Consider the following 20,876-nt stretch of genomic DNA (forward strand, 5'->3'; position numbering starts at 1 on the left):
TGCTTGGAATCCTGGCCTCACCATGGGTGGGCACACTTGGGATCCCGAACGGAAAGAGTTTGTTCCCGCACGCCCCGACCTCGCCTCCGAAGACCCCAACGAGTACAAGTACGAACTTCAGTGCCATCTTGGCGGAGGCGACTTCGATACGCCCTGCCTCGCCCGCCAGCTCGATTGCAAAGACCGTGAGGACGGAGCCAAGGGCATTCCGGTCATGTGGCTGTCGCGGCCCCGGGGTGTGCCGGGGGCTGTTTGGGCGCATCACTCGGGCCCCACCTGCCTTTACGATCCGAAGCCCGAGGACCTCCTGCCCAGGATCGCCGCGGATATCCAGCGGCAGTTCCAGAACCTCCCTGTCAGTGCCGGGGCGGTCGTGGCCCAGCCCAGCCCCAACACCCTCCGGGGCGCTGAGACGAATTTCTACGCGGAAGCGGCTGAACAGCAGTTCGACATCACCATGTTCGGCCAGAAAGTCCACGTGGTGGCCACTCCGGTGCAGTACACGTGGAACTACGGAGATGGCACAGTCTTCGGCCCGCAGCCTTCCATGGGCGGCCCGTTGCCGCAGGACCGGTGGGGCGAAAAGACCCGCACCAGCCACGCGTATGCCTCCACAGGCGATTTCCAGGTTGTCCTGACCACCTCGTTCCAGGGTACGTACTCGGTGAACGCCGGGCCGCCGCTGCCGATCCCCGGTCAAGGCCAGTTCAACGCACCACCGCAAACCATCAGTGTGTGGCGTTCGCTCACCCGCAACTACGCCGACGACTGCAACGCCAATCCGCAGGGCCAGGGCTGCCCCGGTGTCGGAGGATAGCGCGGGGACCGAGGGAAACCTGTGATCCCCGTCGCACTGGCGGAAGTCCGGAATAGTTGCACGCGCCCCACAGTTGGCAAAGACAGTACGTCTTAAGCCTTCGAAAGGAACTGCGCATGCTGTTTTCCCCACTCACCCTCGGCGAACTTGAACTTCCCAACCGCCTGGTGATGGCACCCCTCACCCGCCTCCGCGCAGGTGAGAAAGGCATCCCCGGACCGCTCCTGGCCGAGCACTACCGCCAGCGCGCCTCCCTGGGCCTGATCGTCAGCGAGGGCACGTACCCCACCCCGGCCGGCCAGGCCTACCCGGGCCAGCCCGGTATCGTCACCGAAGAACAGGTTGCCGGGTGGAAGACGGTTACCGAAGCCGTCCACGCCGAAGGCGGACGCATGTTCGCACAGATCATGCATGGCGGCCGCGTTTCCCACTCCGACATCACCGGTGGGCTGCCTATCGTCGCTCCCAGCGCCGTAGCCATCGACGGCGTGGTCCGGACACCGGCCGGCAAGCAGCCGTACCCCGTGCCGCACGCCCTCACCACGGACGAACTCCCCATGGTCATCCAGGAATTCGTCAACGCTTCGCTGAACGCCATCGAGGCAGGGTTCGACGGCGTGGAACTGCACGCGGCCAACGGCTACCTCCTGCACGAGTTCCTGGCGCCGAACTCCAACGTCCGGACGGACAGCTACGGCGGTTCACCGGAAAACCGCGCCCGCTTCGTCATCGAAACCATCAACGCCGTGGTGGCAGCCCTTGGCGCGAACCGCGTGGGTGTGCGCATTTCCCCCGAGCACAACGTGCAGGGCATCGCCGAGATGGACGCAGCGGACGTTCGTGCCACCTACGAGGTCCTCGTGGACAGCATCGCACCGCTCAACCTGGCATACCTGAGCATCCTGCACCACGAGCCCACCGGCGAACTTGTCCAGGACCTTCGTGCACGCTTCGGCGGAACCTTCCTGGTGAACACCGGCTTCGGCGTGATCACCACGCGCGAAGAAGCCGTGAACCTGGTGGCGGAAGGCCACGCAGACGCCGTTGTGGTGGGACGCCCCGCCATCGCCAACCCGGACCTTGCCCGGCGCTGGAAGGAAAGCCTCCCGCTCAACGAGCCCGACGCCTCCACGTTCTACGCGGAGGGCGCCACCGGTTACACGGATTACCCGCTGTACCAGGGCTAAACGGCGGCCCACCGGCCAACCCGGATGAAACAACGACGGCGGCACCCATCATGGGTGCCGCCGTCGTTGGCTGTCAGGGGTGCTGGTCCCCGACAGCGGCGCCGGAGGCCATCCGACGACCCCCGGCTGAAGACTTGTGTGGCCCGCCGGACTCCACTGGAAGCCGGCGGTGATCAGATGCTACTCCATCGAATGGACTCTTACCAGAGCCAGTTTTGCCACCTGGGAAGTTAGCTACAGAACGGCCTCGCGGCCTGTGCCTTCCTTCATCAGCAGGCGCCCATCCTCGATCGAAACCAGCACGCTCTTGGGTTTTCCGCTGACCTTGGTAATGGCTTTCAACCCCCGATTCGTGACCTCAACTCCCACCTGTGCGCCCTTTGCCGGCAACTCCACAGACACCTCGGATGCGATGCCGAGCAGCGGATTGGTCGAGATCCCCAGGTCCCGCCGCACCTCCTTGCCGTTGACTGTCACGGTGACGTTAGCCTCATCGAATCCCTCCTGAAACACCACAAGCAGTTCCCGCATGATGGCCTCTTCCTCGAGCATGGGCGCCAGTAACGGCATGTCCACTACAGCACTTTGCCGGGCCCAGCGGAATACCCTCCCGTCCCCTGCTGAATCCCCATCCGCACGGCGTCCGGTGGAGCCCTGCAGCGCGGTAAGGCAAGATGTTCTGGTGACTCAACTGCCTGCACCTTCCGCTGCCTCCGCCCCCTCCCGCGCATCGGAGGACGATGCGATCTTCGCCCAGATCGCTGCCGAATTGGGGGTCACGGCCTGGCAGGTAAAGGCCGCGGTTGGATTGCTCGACGGCGGGGCAACGGTTCCGTTCATCGCCCGGTACCGCAAGGAAGCCACCGGCACGCTGGACGACACCCAGCTCCGTGACCTCGACGAACGCCTGCGCTACCTCCGCGAACTGGCAGACCGCCGTCGCGCAGTCCTCGAAGCGGTCGAGGCGCAGGGCCAGTTGACGCCTGAACTGCGCAAGGCGATCCTGGCCGCGGACACCAAATCGCGGCTCGAAGACATCTACCTCCCGTTCAAGTCCAAGCGCCGGACCAAGGCCCAGATTGCCCGGGAGGCCGGGCTGGAGCCGCTCGCCGATGCGCTGCTGAAGCGGCCGGACCTGGACCCCGAACACGAGGCGGGGAAGTACCTCAACAGTGACCACGCCATCGGTGACCCCGCCGCCGCGCTCGCCGGTGCCCGGGCCATCCTTGTGGAGCGCGTGGCCCAGGACCCTGACCTCGCCGCAACCCTCCGGGACAGGATGTGGACGCAGGGCCGGATGGTCTCCCGCGTCAAAAAGGGCAAGGAAGCCGAAGGCCAGAAGTTCGCCGATTACTTCGAGTTCGCGCAGGCACCGGACCGGATGCCGTCCCACCGTGTGCTCGCGCTGTTCCGCGGGGAGAAGGACGGCGTCCTTGAGCTGGACCTCGCCGAAGCCGACCCATCGGACGACGCCGCCCTCACCGCCGCCCGCGCCCGCTACGAGTCCGCAGTTGCCAGGTTCCTCGGGGTCGCCGACCGTGGCCGTCCCGCCGACGCATGGCTGATGCAGACAGCCCAGGTGGCCTGGCGTTCACGCGTGCTGGCACGGCTCACTTCCGACCTCCGCGCCAGGTTGTTCGCCGCAGCGGAGGACGAAGCGGTCCGGGTGTTCGCCGCCAACCTCAGGGACGTCCTGCTGGCCGCCCCCGCCGGAAACCGTGCCACGCTGGGCCTCGACCCGGGACTGCGGACCGGGGTGAAAGTCGCCGTGGTGGACGGCACCGGGAAGGTGGTGGCCACCGATACCGTTTACCCGCACGCTCCGGCGCGGAAATGGGACGAAGCGCTGGCCACTTTGGTGCGTTTGGCGCGGCAGCACGCCGTCGAACTTGTGGCCATCGGCAACGGGACCGCCTCACGCGAAACGGACAAACTCGCTGCCGAACTGATCAAGCTGCTTCCCGAGTTGGACCGGAAACCCCAGAAAATCGTGGTGTCCGAGGCCGGCGCGTCGGTCTATTCCGCCTCCGCGCTCGCCGCCGCTGAACTGCCGGGAATGGACGTTTCGCTTCGCGGTGCCGTGTCCATTGCCCGCCGCCTGCAGGATCCCCTCGCCGAACTCGTCAAGATCGATCCCAAGTCCATCGGTGTAGGCCAGTACCAGCATGATGTGACCGCGTCGAAACTGGACCGGAGCCTGGACGCGGTGGTGGAGGACTGCGTGAACGCCGTCGGTGTTGACGTCAACACTGCCTCGCCTGCGCTGCTGAGCCGGGTTGCCGGCGTCGGGCCCCTGCTGAGCGAAAACATCGTGGCGTACCGGAACGAGCACGGACCCTTCAACAAGCGGACCGACCTCAAGAAAGTGCCGCGGTTGGGCGCCAAGGCGTTCGAGCAGTGCGCAGGATTCCTCAGGATCACCGGCGGGGCCGAGCCGCTGGACGCATCAAGCGTGCACCCGGAGTCCTACGCCGTGGCAAGGAAGATCCTCGTGGCCGCCGGTTCCGCCCCGGCTTCCTCCCTGGACCCGCAGAAGTTCGTCGACGGCACGTTCGGCCTGCCCACCGTCAAGGACATCCTCGCTGAACTGGACAAACCCGGGCGTGACCCTAGGCCCGCCTTTGCCGCCGCCACGTTCTCGGAAGGCGTCGAGAAGATCTCGGATCTGGTGCCGGGCATGATCCTCGAAGGAACGGTAACCAACGTCGCGGCCTTTGGGGCGTTCGTGGATGTTGGAGTCCACCAGGACGGCCTGGTCCACGTTTCCGCCCTGTCCAACCGCTTTGTGTCCGATCCGCGCGAGGTGGTGAAGTCCGGCCAGGTGGTCCGGGTGAAGGTACTTGAGGCTGACCCGGAGCGGAAGCGGATTTCGCTCACGTTAAGGCTCGACGACGAACCCGCCGGCGGCGGCGCAAGTTCAGGCCGGCGCGATTCAGGGTCCGGCCGGCGCGATTCCGGGAGCCGAAAGACCGAGCGTGCCGGGCGTCCGGACCGCCAACAGCAGGGGAAGCAGGGATCGGGCACGTCCGGTGGGAGTGTCAGGTCCAGCCCCGCACCCCAACCTGTCAACACGGCCATGGCCGAGGCACTTCGAAAGGCCGGCCTGGGCAAGTAGTCCACCAGGTCTTTTGGCGGTGACGGCTTTTCTGCAAGGGTGGGGGTATGACCTATTTCCTGGAGTACACCGTTCCCGTTGCCCCCGGCGATGCCGAGTTCGAGTTCCCCAACGATGAGATCAACCCCGGCACCACGGTTCCGCTGACCCAGACGGACGCCGACGTGGTGCACACACCGGTTCTCCCGGCCCGCACCGGGATCGTCGGCGCAACCGTGCCCGAGGCGAAGCTCGAGGCCGAACAGCTGATTACCCACAGCCGCGCCTCGGAAGCATCCCTCTACTTCGATCCCTCTGACTCCCTCCAGGCAGGCGTGGGCACCTTGGTGAGCACGTTCACCGAAGGCCAGGGCTGGCAGGACGTCCAGGACGCGGGTCTTTAGCCGGCGCTCTCCAGCGTGCGCGGCCTGCCGAACCTTGTCCGGACCCCCGGGGAGTAGAGAGCGGACTCTGGCGGACCGCTGACACTGATCCCGGCGGCTCCTACCAATCCATCGCTGAGCTGGTGGACCTCAGCGCCGAAGAGCGGCCACTCGTGGTGCGTGTTCGGAACGTAGATGGTTCTGCCGTGGAAGCGGCCATGCATGCCGTATCTGGCGGTGAGGAAGATGGATAAAGGGTCGGCTGCCGCGGTGTGCAGTTTGGGGATGACCCCAAAGTTGCTGCGGGCGGCAGTGGCGCCCAGCCGGCGCACCGAGTAACCAACGGCGGATCCATTCCGGCCGCCGGGTGTTCCAGCCGCGCCGGTGGCGTGCTGCCGTTCCCCGCCGTTCCCCGGAAAGGGCGGCCATTGCCGGATGCGCGACCACACGTAAGGAATCCCGGCAGCCCGGGTCGCCAGGACAACGGGCAGCCGGTCTGCATCCAGGCTCAGGAACACCACTCCGCGGGTGCCGTCCGGCTCGCGGGAGTAAAGCCGGACGTTCACCTCGTTGAAGCTTCCCAGATACGGGATGCCGGGGCCTCGCCCAAGCGCTGCCTGCTCCATGCGAAAGCCGATCAGGCCAACCCAGGAACTACCGTCGAACACATCGGGTTGGACTCCCTCCGGCATGAACGCGGCGGCGGCAGCCTCCGGAATGCGCCAGTGAAGGAAGACGGCATCAAGCCACCGCTGGTCGGAAAATACCGGCCTGGGAAGTGCCGGCGGCCGCGGCCACACTCCCGCGGTATTCAGGTTTCCGGTCAAGCTCCCACTCCTTCGCTCGGTCCAGGTGGCGAAGCTCCTGGTTTCCGCCCCGCAGCTCTCAGTTCAGCGGACGTGTGCCTTCTGGAAGCTGGCCACCGGCGAGAAGTTTGGCAGCTGTGTCAGCCAGGGCAGTCAGCGCCACCCGCTGGGTCCAGGGACCGTACGAAATGCGGGCCACGCCCAGTTCCTGCAGCTTCGCCGGAGGCAGGGACCCCGGCACGTTAATGACCGAGACCTTGTTCCAGCCGATGCCTTCCACCAGGGCCGTGACCGTGGGCTCGTCCAAAAGGCCCGGGACGAAGACCGTGGTGGCACCGACGTCCAGGAAGGCCTTGCCGCGTGCGATGGCATCCGCAAGAACGTCTTCAGGGTCCCGGTCCTTGCCCTTGAGGAAGGCGTCGGTCCGCGCGTTCAGGACGAAGTCAATTCCCTCTGCAGCGCCGGCATGCACAGCGGCTGCCATCTGGTTCACCGCGTCCTCGAGCGGGCGCATCTGGTCCTCGATATTGGCGCCAACGATTCCGACTCCGATGGCCTTGCGGGTTGTCTCCCCAGGGTTCCCGTAGCCGGACTCAAGGTCAGCGCTGACCGGCAGGTGGGTGGCGGCCGCGATGCGGCCCACAAAGCTGATCATCTCGTCGACGGGAATGTTCTCGCCGTCCTCGTAGCCCAGCGTGGCGGCGATCGAGTGGCTTGCCGTTGCCAGGGCAGTGGTTCCCGGGATGTCCGTGATGACTTTGGCTGTGATGGCATCCCACACGTTGACCACTTGGAGGATCTCAGGGGCCTGGTGGAGGCGGAGAAGTTCGGAGGCTTTTGCGCTGCTGTTTTTGGTCATGGGTGAAGCCTAACGGACAGTCTTTGGACACTCTGCGGTGTGGTGGTTGGGGTGGCGGGGGTGGTTTGAAGTAGTGGTTTTGTTGGGGTGTTTGGGTGGGGTCGATGTGGGGGGGGGGATGAAGGCTGGAGTGCCGGGGGTGGTGGTGATGGTCCATTGTTCTTTGTGGACGAGGTGGTGGTGGTGGCTGCAGAGCAGGACGCCGTTGTTGGTGGTGGATGGCCCGCCGCGTGACCAGTAGGTGATGTGGTGGGCTTCGCACCAGGGTGCGGGGATGGTGCAGTTGGGGAAGGCACAGCCTTGGTCGCGGGCGGTGAGGGCGGTGCGTTGGGCGGGGGTGAAGAGGCGGGTTTTGCGGCCGAGGTCGAGGATTTCGCCGGTGGTGCCCAGGAGGGCGGGGATGATGTCGGCGTCGCAGGCGATTTTGCGCAGGGTGGCGGCGGGGACGGGTCCGGTGAAGGCGAAGGTCCCCGTACCTGTCACTGTTTCCACGCTGTGGTCTTTTCCTGCCGAGGTGGCGGGCGTGACGGGGTTGGTGGGGAAGAGGTCTTCGTAGTTGATGGTGGCGATGATGTGGGGTCGATTGCCGCCGGTTATGCAGGGTGTTGGTGGCGAGCGCGGTTTTGGCGGCGGTGATGAGGCCGTCGAGTTGTTTCTGGGCGCGGGTGCGCCGGTCCAGGTCGGGAAGCGGGGTGTGCTCGGATACGCCCTGTTCTGCGGTGTGGTTCGCCGCCGGGGTCTCGGAACTGCCTGGACGGCCTGGATTGCCTGAACTGCCTCGGCTGGCTGGACTCGTTGCTGTGCCGGTGGTGGTGCGTGGGTTGTGGCGGTGTTCATGACGGTGAGGAGGTGTTCGTATTGGTCGGTGGTGGCGAAGATTTCGAGGTGGTGGAGGCCGTGGCGGGGTTTGCGGATGAAGGCGCCCTGGGTGTGGCGGAGGGCTTCTTCGGTGGGTTCGGTGCCGTCGGCGTCGATGGTGTCGGTCCAGCGTTGGGCGAGGCGGGTGAGGAAGTCAGGGTCGGTGATGGTGGCGGCTGTGGTGAGGTGGTGTTCGATCGTGTCCAGGGTCTCGGCGGTGGTGTGGTGCTGGAGCCGGTCGAGGGTTGCCGTGATGAGGGTGGCGGCGTGCGAGGACAGGGCCGGTCCGTACCCGACCGGGGACGTGATCCCGGTGTCGGTGGTGGGAGTGAGGGCGGCGGCGAGGTGGGTCCGGGCTGGTGGGAGTGGTTCGCCGGTAAGGCTGGTGGCTGGGAGGACGTGGTGGGCGAGGGCGAGGCGGCGGCGGGCTTCGCGGATGGGGATCCGCAAGCGCAGGCGGAGGAACTCTGCGGTGTTCCGGCACCCGTCATCGGCCGGTGACACCACCGGGTGGCCGGGACCGGCGGCCGGATTGGGCCAGTTGGCGTCGGTCTCAACCACGGCGGCGGACCGGGCGGCACGGGTCGTGGCTGCGGCGTCGGTGGTGGCCTGGGTGCGGGTCCGGTCCACCGCCCCGGCGCCCAGGAGCTGCAGGTACTCCACGCTCCGGGCGAGCTCCTCGGCGCGGGCGGCGAACTCGGCGGCCTCGAGATAAGAGGCAGACGCCAGAACATCCGGGGCGGCCACGGCAACGGCCGCGATCCGGACCGCCAACCCAGCCAGGAGGTCCTGGTGGGCAGGGCCTGTGGCCCGCTGCTGTGAAGCCTCCCCTGGGACCGCATGAAGGTGGGCCGGGCGCGGCAGCCAGCTGCCGGCGTCGTACGCTTTCCCGCCGTACGCCGCACCTAGATGCTCCCCAATGGCCTCCATAACCACACTCTGCCAGCCGCCCCTGACAACGAAGAGACCCAAAGACCCCTATGTGGAAAACGTGGGCGGCGGGCCTCAGCCCGCGGCGGCGGTCGACCCGGCACGGGCCGCTGAGGGTTCTTTCTGCCACGGCCAGCGCCCGGTGATTTCCAGCTCCAGGGAAAAGCTAAGGAACGTCCTGATCAGCACGATGATGGCCAGCACCCCGACGCTGGCGAACGTGGGCGTGACGGCAACGGTGCGGATGATGTCGGCAGCGACGAGCAGTTCCAGCCCCAGCAGAATGGATCTGCCCAGCAGTTGCCGGTAGGAGCGGTAGAAACTCAGCTTTGCAGCACCTGGCGGAAGCTGCCGGGGCTGATGACCACGGATCGCCAGCGGGAGGGAGACCACCGCGCCGATCACCATCACAGCAACCCCGGCGAAGTCGACCAGCTGCCCAACCGTCTCAATGATGTGCCGGAATTCCATGCCCTGCCTCAACTCAGGCCAAGGCCCGCTGAGCGGGCCGCGGCAGTGGTCAGGGGACGGCGGACGCACTCACGGATGGCGGACGCCGTTCCCCGCTATAACGTCCTTGTACCCTTCCCGGAATGTCGGAAACGTGAAGGAAAATCCCGCGCTGCGGAGGAGACCGTTTCGGCAGCGCTTGTTGCCCCCGCGGGCAGGTCCTGCGTCACCCACCTGGGGCTCAGGGAAACCAAGTTCAGCTGCCAGGAATCGCAACACCGCGCCGAGGTCGGCCGGCTCATTGTCCACGCCGATGTATACGGGGCCCGGTACAGCTGCCATCCCGGCAAGGTGCACGATGGCAGCCGCGGCGTCGTCGCGATGGATCCGGTTGGTGTAGCGCACGTCTTCAGGGATCACGGCAGAGCCCGTCTTCACCTGGTCAATCAGGCGCGTCCGGCCCGGCCCGTAGATGCCTCCCAGCCTGAGTGAGACGCCGGCCGTGCGGGTCCCCGAGAGCCTGGCTTGCAGAAGCCCCTCGGCTTCCAACAACACCCGGCCGGAAAACCCGCCCGGCTCCGCGGTGGTGGACTCATCCACCCAGCCGCCACCCGCGTCCCCGTATACGGCAGTGGAGGACACAAAGATGATCCGTTCCGGCGACACCTGGTCACGCTCCAGGGCATCAAGGACATTTTCCACCCCGCGTACATACGCAGCGCGGTATGCCTCCTCGGTAGGGGAGTCAGCAGCAACAGCGATGACGACGGCGGTGGTGTCCGCGGGGACGGGCGGCAGGTCTTTCGATCCCAAGTCAGCCGCGGCACCTTCGATGGCCGCCGGCAGCTTGGCGGGGGAGCGGCGCCAGCCCACAACCCGGTGGCCCAGGGCAGCAAACCGCAGGCCCGCCTCGGTGCCCAGGTCCCCACACCCCGCCAACAGAACCGTCATGGCCTACGGTGCCTCTACCGGAAAGAACACGCGGGGATCCTGCAGCAGGGCGGGGTACGCGAATGCCGAGCGGTCAATGATCTCCGTGACTTCGAAGTTCCTGCCGAAACGGCCGTCATCGAGCGTAAGGGGGCGCCCAACCACCTGTCCGACGGCGAACCTGGCCCCGTTCTCGAACGGAACAGCAACCGGCGTTTTTCCCGGAAGGGTCCGGAAGGCCTCCTCCTGCGCCAGGCGCTTACGGGTGGGCTTCTTCATCTGCGGCCTGGGCGCCGCCTTCTTGGGGGCCCGGGAAGGCCGGCGGGAGCCATCCTCCACGTAGACGGGAGAGTAGCCGTCGGCCCCGGCCGCCGCCGCGGCGGCAGCAGAATTCCGGTTCACGGGCGGAAGCGCCACGGTGGTAAGGGACTGGGGGTCGACGTCGTCGTGCGGCTCGCGCAGGATCCACAGAATGTCCCCTTCCGGCTCCTGCGGCAGGAATTCGTGCCGCGGCTCCGGCCAGACGTAGTCCATATCCGGGACCGCATCCGGGAAAACGCGGGTATAGAACTTGGGCTCCTTGTGCACCAGCTTGGAACGGTGGCTCAAGTGGAAGTCGGGGTCCCCGAGCCACGGCGGCATCACGATTTTGGCGGCGTAGTCAGGGTGGGCTGCCTGCGGTGCGAATTCCGCGATGTTCGCGCGGGTGTTGTCCGGGTGGCCGCGCTCGATCCATTCGTCCGCCATGGCCAGGCCATACATGGTGAGGGCGGGAACGTGGCCCATCCACATCCGGATAGCTGGATGGGTCTGCCAGCCGTACTCCGGAATCACCAGGGCGCGAAGGGTTTGCAGCGCTTCAACCCGCTGCTTGCCCAGCCGTGCGGTGTCCAGGGCTTTGGCGCTTTCGCGGAAGTCAGGGTACGGGAGGAAGGTTTGCATCTATTCAGTCTGACGGCATGCGCCGGATGTTCCAATTACAGTGCGCAGGACCACTTGAGGCAGCGCGACCTGTCCAAATAATGGACGCCTGCATACGGCTTTCAGGTTAAACCACTAAGATCACCGCAACCACCCCCGCGTTTTGGAAGCTCTCTCATGACATCTACACCTGACAAAGCCGTCGACCACGCCCGCACCGCGCTGCCCCGCTACGGGCAGATGCTGGGCCCGGAAGCCCAGGGAATCCTGGTTCTGGACGAGTTCATTATCGATCCCGCCGCCGCGCGCAAGGATCAGCACCGTTTCCGCGACGGCATGGCTGCCGTCGCCAGGACGGTCCGCCGCATCGCCGCCCTCCGGGTGGTCATCGCGCTCGTGGCCATTGGAAACCTGCCCCTGTTCCTGCTCTCCAGCGGCTGGTGGATCTACGGCGTCTCGCTGACCCTCGTGGTTGCAGTGCACACCGCCGTGACACTGCTCAACCGGCACGAGCCGCGGCTCAAGCAACGCTCCGCGCTGGAACTGCACATGCACCGGGAACGCAGCGCCAACTACCGGCAGTTGCGCGACGCGGTGAAGTACATGATCGACACCCCCAGCCGGATGAACGAGCACCTCTACCTGGAGCTGCTGGCCGTCAAGCGGGTTGCCCTGAATCTGGCACATGGCACCGTCGCCTTGCTGGACACCAGCGACGAGTCCGCCTGGAAGGTGCGGATCGTCCGCGAGCTCCCCGCCAGCTGACCGTCCGGTCCCTGCCGCCCAGGGCGGCAGGGGCTGACTGATTAAAGTACGACGCCGGCACATCCCTTATGGGGGTGTGCCGGCGTCGTTCTTTGGTCAACGGAATTTGTCTATCGCCGACCTGTCTGTGGCGCCTGTGAAAGGCGCGGCGGCCGCAGCCGCTGGTGGAACGTCCCCAGGTATTAGGCGGGGAGCTGGATGACCTGTCCCTCGAACACGAGGTTCGGATCCGAAATGGTGTCCAGGTTTGCGTCGGCAAGGTGCTGCCAGCCGCCCTGGATGCCGAGCTTCTGGGCCACGATGCTCAAGGTGTCCCCGGCCTGCAGGGTGTAGGTCTCGCCGCTGAGGGGAACCGAAGTTGCATGCCGCGGCGCAGGTGCCTGCTTGACCGGAGCGCTTTGGACCGGAGCGCTCTGAACCTTGGTGCTCTGCACGGGGGCGCTCTGAACGGGGGCACTCTGGACCGGTGCTCCGCCGCCGCCGCTCAGTCCGAGCTGCGACGAGCAGGACGGCCAGGCGCCCCAGCCCTGGGATGCCTGGACCCGCTCGGCGACAGCGATCTGCTGTTCACGGCTGGCGTTCTCCGGGGAACCGGTTCCGCCATAGGCTGACCAGGTGCTGGAGGTGAACTGCAGGCCGCCGGAAAAGCCGTTGCCCGTGTTGGTGGACCAGTTCCCGCCGCTCTCGCACTGGGCGAGTGCATCCCAGGTGGACGTGGGGGTCGCTGCGTTGGCCGCCGTGGCTGAGAGGGCCAAACCTGCCGCGGAGACGGCGGCCAGGGTGACTCCGCGGCGTGCGGCAGTACGGAATTTGGTGTTTTTCATGATGGTGATGCTCCTGAAGGCCACCAGCGCTGGTTCCGTCCCCGGAGATCGTCGCGCCACTGCCCGCCCCTGACGAATAGAGGTCACTATCGGTGGCTGCCGCTGGGCAGTTCTGGTGAAGGCAGCACCGGGCAATCAAGAAGCCCGCCGAACGGGCATGCATTTCACGCTAAGACATCGTTTGGGTGTTATCAAATCGAGATTCCAGCGGGCGTGTTGAGTGTGGGCCATGGCACGCGCCACGCGTGGGACCCATCCGCTTCCAGAGGCCCGGGCAGGCGCGAAACCGGGCGGGGCACTATCCTGACCGGATGGACAACTTTCCCGGCGGCAGCACCATGCCCGAAACCGAAACGGACTTCGCGGAACCTGCGGTCCCTGCCAAGCCCCTCCCGGTGGCCGAACTGCACCTGCACATTGAGGGCACGCTGCAGCCCGAGCTCATCTTCGCCCTGGCCGAACGCAACGGCATTGCGCTGCCGTACTCCGGCCTGGACGAACTGCGCGAAAAGTACGAGTTCACAGACCTGCAGTCCTTCCTGGACCTCTACTACGCCAACATGGCCGTGCTGCGGACCGAGCAGGACTTCGCGGACATGACGCGGGCATACCTGGAGCGGGCTGCTGCCGCCGGCGTCCGGCACGCGGAAATCATGATGGACCCGCAGGCTCACGTATCCCGCGGGATTCCGCTGGAGGCCTGCGTCCAAGGTGTGGCTTCTGTCCTTGCCACGTCGGAGGAGGACTACGGCATCTCCACCATGCTGATCGCTGCATTCCTGCGTGACCTCCCGGAGGACTCCGCCCTCGAAGTCCTGGATCAACTGCTGGCCATGAATGCTCCGATCGGTGCGATCGGCCTGGACTCGGCCGAAGTGGGCAACCCGCCTTCCAAGTTCGAGCGGCTGTACGGCAAGGCCCGTGAAGCTGGGTTGCGGTTGACGGCCCACGCAGGGGAGGAGGGCCCGGCGTCGTACATTATCGAAGCCCTGGACGTCCTGGGCGTTGAACGGATCGACCACGGCATCCGCTGCATGGACGATCCCGACCTGGTGGAGCGCCTCGTGGACGCACGCATGCCCCTGACGGTCTGCCCCCTGTCCAACGTCCGGCTCCGCGCCGTGGACACCCTCGCCGATCATCCCTTGCCCGCCATGCTGGCAGCCGGCCTGAATGTCTCGGTCAATTCCGACGACCCCGCGTACTTCGGCGGGTACGTGGATGACAACTTTGCGCAGCTCACCGCGGTGTTCGACCTCTCTGATTTCGACAAGGCACGCCTGGCCGCGAACTCCATCCACTCCTCCTTCGCGTCGGAGGAGCGGAAGGCGGAACTGCTGGCGGAATTGAACGGCAGGGAAGTGTCCGACTGACCCCCGCTGTGTCGGGCGCAACAGCGGTGCTTTTCGCCCGGTAAACTAGGTGCCGCAGGCGTGTCCGGGGAGTGCAGGGCGGCACCCATGCCAGCGCTTCCAGGGTTATGCAGACAGCCCTTACCCGAGACCTCCGCCTCACTTGCGGCACCATCCGCTTCACAGTCGGTCACGACACGCAGAGTTAACCAATTAAAGTCGCGCGATTTAATGGGCAGTTGGCAAGATGCCTAAGACCGATCGCTTTTATATAAGGGGAATCATGGCCAAGTCCACCGCAGAAAACACCTACCTTCGACTCAAGACCGTCCTGGATGTCCTGACCGAAGGCGTGTGGTCCGGCGATGCACTGAATGCGGGCCAGGTCCTGGCGGAGGCAACCGCCCGCGTGCCCTTCAACGACCATGAGGCCGAACTCCTCAGCGGCGGCATCCCGCGCGGCCACAAGACCCTCACCTCGGCCACCGCCAAGCTGGTGAAGGCCGGCTGGCTGATCAAGGGCCGCACCGGCTGGACCATCACCGAGGACGGCATGCGCGCCACGGTCGCCTTCCCGGACGCTGACTCCTTCGCGGCCGCGCTCGACGCCGGTACTCCCGTCCCTGCCGACACCCCGGTCCCCAGCGCTCCCGCAGGCTTTGTCCGCCCGGTCTCTGCCGCTGCGGCCACACTTGAGGTTCCGGCCAAGACGGAAGCTCCGAAGAAGACCGCCAAGAAGGCCCCGGCCAAGACGGCAGCCTCCGTTGTGGGCAAGGCAGCCAAGGCGATCGAAGACGCCGTCGAGCCCGTGGTGGCAGCCGTCCGCAAGGGCAAGACGCCCGCGAAGGACAAGGCCGCTGCTGCACCTGCTGCCGATGTTGCTGCCGAACCGCTGGAGGGTCCGGACGTCGAAACCCTGCCGCAGCCCGAAGCCGTGGCCCTGGCCGGCGACTTCAACACCATCCTGGGTGCACCCGAGAACTGGGCGCCGCAGTATGACGAAGCACAGATGGAGTTCGACTTCCTGGACCAGCTGTGGAAGAAGAGCGCCGAGCTTCCCGCCGGCTTCTACACGTTCAAGATCGCCCTCAACCGCTCGTGGACTGAGAACTACGGCGCGTTCGGCACCTTCGATGGCCCCAACCACGAGCTGCACCACGCCGGCGGCACCGTGACCATCCGTTACAACCACGCCACCCGCGACATCACCATCAACTAGCCCTTACGCAGCCCCGTCGGGTCGTAAGTAACCGTCTCCCGGGTTGGGGGACGCGGTTACTGCGACCCGATGGGGGCAGCAAGGTTTGGAGAAGGAGCACCATGGGCAGGCACGCAGACTCAGCGCACGATTCGGCGCGGGGCGGTCCGGCCCAGGACGCTGTCCGCCTGGACGCCCGGGTGTTTGGGATGGTCCAGGGTGTGGGCTTCCGCTACTGGACCATGGGCACCGCGGAGGAACTTGGATTGTCCGGCGAGGTGAGCAACCTCGACGACGGGTCGGTGTCGGTAATTGCCGAAGGCGCCGAACCGCAGGTCCGGAAACTGCTGGACTGGCTCAAGTCGGACCGGACCCCTGGGCGGGTGGAGCGGGTTGAGTCCGGCTTTTCAGCTGCCCAGGGGACCTTCGGCGGATTCCGGGCGCACTGACGGCACCCGTTTCTGTGCGGCTACTCCCGGGGGCTTAGGCCGATGAAGGCGCCAAGTTCCTCCAGCGCCGCGGGCTTGTGCGGCATGTAGCTGGTGAGCTCCGGGGAGCGGATGATCACGGCACGCCATTGTCCGCGGGAAACGGCCACGTTGATACGGTTCCGGTTGAGCAGGAATTCGGCACCGCGCGGGGCCTCGGCCACCGCGGAGCACGCCATGGAGACCAGCACTACCGGAGCTTCCTGGCCCTGGAATTTGTCCACGGTTCCCACCCGCACCTCCGGCAGGCCGGCCTCTGCCAAATGCTTACGGATCAGATGGACCTGGGCGTTATAGGCAGCAACCACCAGCAGGTCCTGCTGCTCGAGGGGGAGTGACTCAGCGTCCGGGCCCGGCGTCCACTTCAGGCCGAGATGGCGGCGGGCTTGGCGCACAACTTCCGCCGCCTCCTCCCGTGACGCTGTGGTGTTGCCCGCGTGGTTGACCAGGACCGTCTCCACGCCCGGGGCCAGCTGCTCCAGTTCGCGGAGGGCCGCAGCGGGAGCGGAACGCAGCTTTCCTTCATAGCTGAGATTGGACACCGCCCGGCACAGGTGCGGATGCATCCGCCATGTGTCTGCCAGGAAGTACCCCAGGCTTGAAGGCAGGGTGGCGTGGCCGGCGGCCAGCCAGCCGAGAGCGGATTCATCCACGGGTTCGGGGTGCGTGCCCTGTGTAACCTGCGGGAGCTGCTGCGGGTCGCCCAGCAGGAGCAGCCGCGTGGCTGCCACAGAGACCGCCAGGGTGTTGGCCAGCGAGAACTGGCCTGCCTCGTCAATGACCAGAAGATCCAGTGACCCTGCAGGGACTTCCTTACCCGTCACAGTCCATGCCGTGCCTCCGATCAGGCATCCGCCCGGCGACGCCAGCAGCCGGGCCACATCGCCTTCTGACGTATGGCTCCAGGGAACCTGGTGTGGAGCGGCCAGTTTCTTGCCCACCACCTGCGGATCCACTCCACCGGTTTCAATGGCCCGGCACAGCAGGTTTTCCACCACGTTGTGCGACTGGGCCACCACACCGATTTTCCATCCTTGGGCCACCAGCCTGCCGATCACATGGGCACCCACGAACGTCTTGCCTGTCCCCGGCGGCCCCTGGACGGCCAGATAGGAATGGTCCAGGTCCTGCAGTGACTCGGTGATCGCCCGTGCATAGTCAGCGGTGCCGTCTTCACCAGGCAGCACTCCGGCTGGTCCTTGCCGGGAGCGGAACCGCGGCGGCAGCTTCCGCAGGATGTCCAGGCCCGGCTGCGCGGGGAGGGACGGCACGGAAGAGCCAACAGCCTGCGCTATCGCCGCGATGGCGGCTTCAATACTGGCGGTCGCGAGGGGCTGGTCCTCGGTGAGGGCCACCGGCACGTGCGGGTAGGCGCGGACCTTTCCGGTCTCCCGCTCCGCAATGGTGATCAGGTGTTCCGGGCTGTCCGGCGCCGCTTCCAGCTCACTGATCCTGGTCCCGAACGTGAATGCCCGCGCACCGGACGCGGCTGGCGGATCGGTCATGCCATCGGGTCCAGGCGCGTCATACAGGCGGCACCAGCTGGAGTCGGGGCGGAAATCTGAGCCCTCGGCCATGGTTCCCCGGAGCTTCAGGACCCGCGTGCGCATCCGTTCCCGGGGCTTTGCCAGGGCCCAGTCCGACACAACTTCCGCCGAGGACACCACGAACACGTTCCGTTGGTCGGACCAGTTGTCCAGCGGTGCCTCGACCCGGTCGAAATGCTGCCACCAGAACTGCTTGCGCTCGCGGCGGTGGTATCCGGTGGCGGCGGCAACCATGGCGATGGCGCGCTCGTCGTCGGTCCACGGACGGTTGTCCGGCAAGCCTGCAAGGTACTCCCGCAGCCTGGTTTCCTCAGGGGACTCACCGGCGTGGGCTGAACCGTCACCGGCAGTGCCCTCGCCGGCCGATGACAGCACCTGCCCGGGCAGAGTGGCCTGTCCGCCCGCAGCATCCACCGCTCCCAGGGCCTCCTGGCTTGGCTCTCCGGGGACACCGGCTTGTTGGCCCAGCTGAAGCAACCAGTCCCGGAGCCGGAGGGTGGAGAGGCAGTCGTACTGGTTGTAGTCCGAGATCGAGGCCAGGATGGCGGCGGCATCGTCCTGCCGCCCGTCATCACGGGCGGCGCAGTAGGCGGCGTAGGCAACCACAGAGGCCCCGGCGTCCTTGACTTCGCCGGACCGGAGGTTGTCCCCCATGTAAAGCGGTTCCAGCTTCTTGATGGAATAGGACGCTTCCGAGACCCGGATGGAGTGCCGGACCGTGGCGTACAGGTCCACCAGCAGCCCCTGCCGAAGCCAGTCGTCTACTGTGTCCTCACCGGCCTGGTGCGCCAGGGACAGGTTCCGCAGCGCCGTTTTTTCGTAGGCGGCGTAATGGTAGACGTGCATGTCCGGGTACATGGCGCGGCGTTCCTCGACGTAATCCAGGAAGTCGAGGAAGGCGCGGCGCTCGCCGGAGCGGGAATGGGCCCAGAACGGCCGGAACACCGGATCCCCGGGGGCGCCCGCCACCGGGGCCTCTATGACACCAAACAGGTATTCGATGCCCCAGGCGCCGGTGGCGGGATCCTGCCAGAGCGGATCGCCCTCGAAGTCAAAGAAGATGTCGCCGGCACTGGGGGCAGGAAGCGAGCCGATCGTATGGTCGGGAAGGACGCTGAACGACACTGTATGCGGCTGTCCATCCTTGGTGAACGTCCGGGAACCTGCAGTCGGGTCCAGGCCAAGCTGCATCCGCGCCTGGGCGCGGAGCCTGGCCACCGAGTTCCTGGCCTCGCCGGCAGGCATGGCTGCCAACTCGTCGATGGTGGTGATGCCGGCCCCGTGCAGCTTCCGCCGCTGGACCACGGACATGCCAGCCACCATCAGGAGATCCCGGTGAAGCTGCACCTGCTCCGCGCAGTAGTCGCAGCGCCCGCAGTGGACGACGCCGGGCTGTTGCCACTCCACTGCGCCGTCACCGGCGCGGTGGCTGGCTGTGAGGTGGCGGAAGCGCCGGCGTCGTTCCCGGAAGACGGGCAGGAGATCCGGCAGGGAATGGCTGCTCCTGAGCCAGTCATCGCCCACCCGCGTTCCGAGTACCAGCGTGACAACCGGTGAGGGCTCCAGGCCCATCCCCAGGAGTTGGTCGCCGTAGGCGGCAAGCTGCAGCAGCGCCCCCACTTTTGCATGCCGGGCAAGTTTGGTGTCCCACACCTCGTAGCGGCCGGGGTTGCCGGTCCCGGCGGCCTCGTTGACCAGGAAGTCGGCGTAGCCCAGGAATTCGCCGTCGAAAAAGGTGGCCTGGAAGACCACGTCTGCCCCGGAACGGAGGGCGAGTTCGGTTTCGGCGTGCTTGGCCTGCAGTTCGCCGCGCAGGTTCTGGCCGCGGTCAAGGGAATAGACCCCTGCGCCGCGGCTGGCGTCCCATTCGCCGTACTTGGCCACCAGGCTGGCAAGCACGGTCCGCTCATGCTGGTCGCCCAACTCGCCGGCGCGTTTCTGCATCTCGTCAGCGGGAAACTCCGCCTTGGCGGTGCGGCCCAGCTTTTCGTCCAGGATGCGGAGCGTGCGGTATTCACACTCGCTGGCTGCCACCAGGTCGCTGGCCGAAAAGACCAGGTCCGGCGGTGTGCCGGGTCCGGCATCCTTGCCGGCAGCGTCGAGCAGAAACACGGGGCCTCCCCAACTGTTCGCGGGCCGGGGGACGGTTCCCCTGGCTTGGGATCAAACGTAGCAAGAGGGGCTGACAAACATTCCAGCAGGCCCTGGTGATGGCCCCGGGCAGGGCTCTTTCCAGGCGCCGAACGGAGCCGCCGGCGTCAGCCCTCCGTGGCGGCAGCCCGCACCTGGGCTTTGTCGTGCTGGTCATGGGCTTTCCGGATCAGGTCCAGGAACTCGGTTTCGTTGCGGATCAGCCGCTTGTACTTCTCGGGGAGCTTGCGGATCTGGTCCTCCTCACGGACCATCCTGGCAAAAATCTTGTCCCGCTCCGCCATGTCCGTTTCGTAGTTGAGGTCCACGTACTCGGTGGCATGCCGCCTGGCCCCCGAGACCGCGTTCTTGGCCTTGCCCTTGGGGCTGAAGACAGACGCCAGGATGGTCACCACCAGCACCCCGAGGATCACGCTGAGTGACAGGCCGGTGCTGACCTCCACCACGTTGACTTGCTCGCCGTCGTTGATGAACGGCAGGGTGTTCTCGTGCAGGGCATGCAGGATGAGCTTCACTCCGATGAAGCCAAGGATGACCGCCAGGCCGTAGGAGAGGAAGATCAGCCGGTCCAGCAGCCCGTCGATCAGGAAGAACAGCTGCCGCAGGCCCATCAGCGAGAACGCGGTGGCGGTGAAAACGACGAAGACGTTCTGGGTCAGGCCGAAGATGGCCGGGATCGAGTCCAGGGCGAACAGGATGTCCGTGCCGCCAATGGCCACCATGACCAGCAGCATCGGGGTCAGGACCCGCTTGCCGTTCTCCACTGTGAAGAGTTTGTCGCCGTCGTAATGGTCGGAGGCGGGCAGTAGTTTCTTGGCAAGCCGGACCACCAGGCCGTCGGAGTCGTCATCGTGGTCGTCCGGCTTGAGCAGGTTTCCGGCCGTGAGGAGCAGGATGAGCCCGAAGATGTAGAACACCCAGGCAAAACTGTTGATCAGTGCCGCGCCCAGGAAGATGAACGCCGTGCGCGCGATCAGGGAGAACACGATGCCGAACAGCAGCACCTTCTGCTGGTCCGCGCGGGGCACCTTGAAGCTGGCCATGATGATCAGGAAGACGAAAAGGTTGTCTACTGACAATGCCTTCTCCGTGACGTAGCCGGCAAAGTATTCGGTGCCCATGTCGGCGCCCCCGAACAGCAGCACAACCAGGCCGAACACCACCGCGATGGTCACGTAGATGGCGGACCACGTGGCCGATTCCTTGAGGGAAGGGGTGTGGGCCTTGCGGACGTGGAAGAAGAAATCGAAGGCCAGCAGCCCGATGATTCCCGCAATGGTCAGGGTCCAGACATACGCAGGTACTTCCACGCGCGG

Annotated in this window: 18 protein-coding genes; 8 read left to right on the plus strand and 10 right to left on the minus strand. The window is 66.1% G+C overall.

Annotated features, from left to right (window positions below):
* Positions 1 to 22 precede the first annotated feature (22 nt).
* Both MRBLMD1_RS21715 and MRBLMD1_RS21720 read left to right on the plus strand, forming a co-directional pair.
* Complete coding sequence (locus MRBLMD1_RS21715) at positions 23 to 817, plus strand: PKD domain-containing protein (RefSeq protein WP_364403654.1); 795 nt, start codon at positions 23 to 25, stop codon at positions 815 to 817.
* Positions 818 to 933: 116 nt separating this feature from the next.
* Positions 934 to 2,004 (plus strand): alkene reductase, encoded by a 1,071-nt coding sequence (locus MRBLMD1_RS21720; RefSeq protein ID WP_159632789.1) that lies wholly within the window; start codon positions 934 to 936, stop codon positions 2,002 to 2,004.
* A gap of 234 nt (positions 2,005 to 2,238) precedes the next feature.
* Here the strand turns inward: MRBLMD1_RS21720 and MRBLMD1_RS21725 are convergent, their stop codons facing one another.
* Complete coding sequence (locus tag MRBLMD1_RS21725) at positions 2,239 to 2,556, minus strand: hypothetical protein (RefSeq protein ID WP_141157959.1); 318 nt, start codon at positions 2,554 to 2,556, stop codon at positions 2,239 to 2,241.
* 139 nt (positions 2,557 to 2,695) lie between these two features.
* Here MRBLMD1_RS21725 and MRBLMD1_RS21730 point away from each other — a divergent pair, with 139 nt between their 5' ends.
* Both MRBLMD1_RS21730 and MRBLMD1_RS21735 read left to right on the plus strand, forming a co-directional pair.
* Complete coding sequence (locus MRBLMD1_RS21730; RefSeq protein WP_414703724.1) at positions 2,696 to 5,119, plus strand: Tex family protein; 2,424 nt, start codon at positions 2,696 to 2,698, stop codon at positions 5,117 to 5,119.
* A 47-nt stretch (positions 5,120 to 5,166) separates the two neighbouring features.
* Positions 5,167 to 5,502 carry a hypothetical protein gene (locus MRBLMD1_RS21735; RefSeq protein WP_364403660.1) on the plus strand — a complete coding sequence of 112 codons (336 nt, stop codon included), beginning with the start codon at positions 5,167 to 5,169 and terminating at the stop codon, positions 5,500 to 5,502.
* Here MRBLMD1_RS21735 and MRBLMD1_RS21740 read toward each other — a convergent pair.
* The 6 genes from MRBLMD1_RS21740 to MRBLMD1_RS21765 all read right to left on the minus strand — a co-directional run bounded on the left by MRBLMD1_RS21740 (position 5,499) and on the right by MRBLMD1_RS21765 (position 11,256).
* Positions 5,499 to 6,308, minus strand: coding sequence for a YqjF family protein (locus tag MRBLMD1_RS21740; RefSeq protein WP_255174586.1), 810 nt, complete (start codon positions 6,306 to 6,308; stop codon positions 5,499 to 5,501). The genes MRBLMD1_RS21735 and MRBLMD1_RS21740 overlap by 4 nt on opposite strands.
* Before the next feature lie 58 nt (positions 6,309 to 6,366).
* Entirely contained in the window at positions 6,367 to 7,146 is a 780-nt protein-coding gene (locus MRBLMD1_RS21745) for an isocitrate lyase/PEP mutase family protein (RefSeq protein WP_364403663.1), read from the minus strand.
* A gap of 9 nt (positions 7,147 to 7,155) precedes the next feature.
* Entirely contained in the window at positions 7,156 to 8,934 is a 1,779-nt protein-coding gene (locus MRBLMD1_RS21750; protein ID WP_364403665.1) for an HNH endonuclease signature motif containing protein, read from the minus strand.
* 75 nt (positions 8,935 to 9,009) lie between these two features.
* Positions 9,010 to 9,405 carry a DUF1622 domain-containing protein gene (locus tag MRBLMD1_RS21755; RefSeq protein ID WP_364403668.1) on the minus strand — a complete coding sequence of 132 codons (396 nt, stop codon included), beginning with the start codon at positions 9,403 to 9,405 and terminating at the stop codon, positions 9,010 to 9,012.
* Between the two features lie 69 nt (positions 9,406 to 9,474).
* Positions 9,475 to 10,335: an SDR family oxidoreductase gene (locus MRBLMD1_RS21760; RefSeq protein WP_364403671.1), complete on the minus strand. Its 861-nt coding sequence runs from the start codon at positions 10,333 to 10,335 to the stop codon at positions 9,475 to 9,477.
* Between the two features lie 3 nt (positions 10,336 to 10,338).
* Positions 10,339 to 11,256 carry an MSMEG_6728 family protein gene (locus tag MRBLMD1_RS21765; RefSeq protein ID WP_364403674.1) on the minus strand — a complete coding sequence of 306 codons (918 nt, stop codon included), beginning with the start codon at positions 11,254 to 11,256 and terminating at the stop codon, positions 10,339 to 10,341.
* A gap of 156 nt (positions 11,257 to 11,412) precedes the next feature.
* Here MRBLMD1_RS21765 and MRBLMD1_RS21770 point away from each other — a divergent pair, with 156 nt between their 5' ends.
* The gene (locus MRBLMD1_RS21770; protein WP_159632782.1) at positions 11,413 to 12,000 is read left to right on the plus strand and encodes a hypothetical protein; all 588 of its coding nucleotides are present in this window, start codon (positions 11,413 to 11,415) and stop codon (positions 11,998 to 12,000) included.
* A gap of 182 nt (positions 12,001 to 12,182) precedes the next feature.
* Here MRBLMD1_RS21770 and MRBLMD1_RS21775 read toward each other — a convergent pair whose 3' ends face one another.
* Positions 12,183 to 12,824 (minus strand): transglycosylase family protein, encoded by a 642-nt coding sequence (locus MRBLMD1_RS21775; protein ID WP_159632781.1) that lies wholly within the window; start codon positions 12,822 to 12,824, stop codon positions 12,183 to 12,185.
* A gap of 311 nt (positions 12,825 to 13,135) precedes the next feature.
* Between MRBLMD1_RS21775 and MRBLMD1_RS21780 the strand changes: the two genes are divergently transcribed.
* The 3 genes from MRBLMD1_RS21780 (at position 13,136) to MRBLMD1_RS21790 (ending at position 15,823) form a co-directional block, all read left to right on the plus strand.
* Positions 13,136 to 14,197, plus strand: a complete 1,062-nt coding sequence (locus MRBLMD1_RS21780; protein ID WP_414703723.1) for an adenosine deaminase — start codon at positions 13,136 to 13,138, stop codon at positions 14,195 to 14,197.
* Positions 14,198 to 14,459: 262 nt separating this feature from the next.
* Complete coding sequence (locus MRBLMD1_RS21785; protein WP_364403677.1) at positions 14,460 to 15,395, plus strand: glycosidase; 936 nt, start codon at positions 14,460 to 14,462, stop codon at positions 15,393 to 15,395.
* Between the two features lie 101 nt (positions 15,396 to 15,496).
* Positions 15,497 to 15,823, plus strand: a complete 327-nt coding sequence (locus MRBLMD1_RS21790) for an acylphosphatase (protein WP_364403679.1) — start codon at positions 15,497 to 15,499, stop codon at positions 15,821 to 15,823.
* 20 nt (positions 15,824 to 15,843) lie between these two features.
* On the opposite strand, the gene MRBLMD1_RS21795 is transcribed toward MRBLMD1_RS21790, so the two are convergent.
* Positions 15,844 to 19,521 carry a TM0106 family RecB-like putative nuclease gene (locus MRBLMD1_RS21795; protein WP_364403682.1) on the minus strand — a complete coding sequence of 1,226 codons (3,678 nt, stop codon included), beginning with the start codon at positions 19,519 to 19,521 and terminating at the stop codon, positions 15,844 to 15,846.
* A gap of 146 nt (positions 19,522 to 19,667) precedes the next feature.
* Positions 19,668 to 20,870 (minus strand): TerC family protein, encoded by a 1,203-nt coding sequence (locus tag MRBLMD1_RS21800; RefSeq protein WP_364403685.1) that lies wholly within the window; start codon positions 20,868 to 20,870, stop codon positions 19,668 to 19,670.
* Positions 20,871 to 20,876 lie beyond the last annotated feature (6 nt).

It is taken from the genome of Pseudarthrobacter sp. LMD1-1-1.1, from assembly GCF_040676255.1.
GTDB lineage: Bacteria > Actinomycetota > Actinomycetes > Actinomycetales > Micrococcaceae > Arthrobacter.